General features: G+C 44.2%; 1 protein-coding gene. It reads right to left on the reverse strand.

Translation table 11 applies throughout. The features are described from left to right. Positions 1-15 precede the first annotated feature (15 nt). Positions 16-387, reverse strand: a 372-nt coding sequence (locus R8O11_RS26815; protein WP_318194821.1) for a porin, incomplete at its 5' end; no start/stop codon positions are given.

Here is a 387-nt window from a genome sequence, read left to right on the forward strand (position 1 = left end):
ACTCCGAGAATCCTATTATTTGAAGGTGTAGTTCATCTGTACTGCACTGATGTATGCCGTACCTTCTGAATCAAACTTAATTTCTTGACCTGCTGCGTTAGTCTCAGTGAAAGAGCCCGACTCACTTTGTACCAATGCAAAACCAGCATCAAACGATAGGTTTTCATTCATTGCATACGTTAGACCCGCGCTGTACCACATACGGTCACTATCAGGGATACTCAATGTTGCTTCACCCGCTTGCTCGTCATAAGCCAAGCCTGCACGGAATGTCCAATCCGCAATGAGGGTGTAAGTTGCACCAATAGAATAACGGTTGTTGTCTTCGTATTTCTCTGGTTTGTAGAAACATTGACCAGCAGTTCCATCATTACATTGAGGACTCGT

This window comes from Vibrio sp. 1288, from assembly GCF_033344475.1.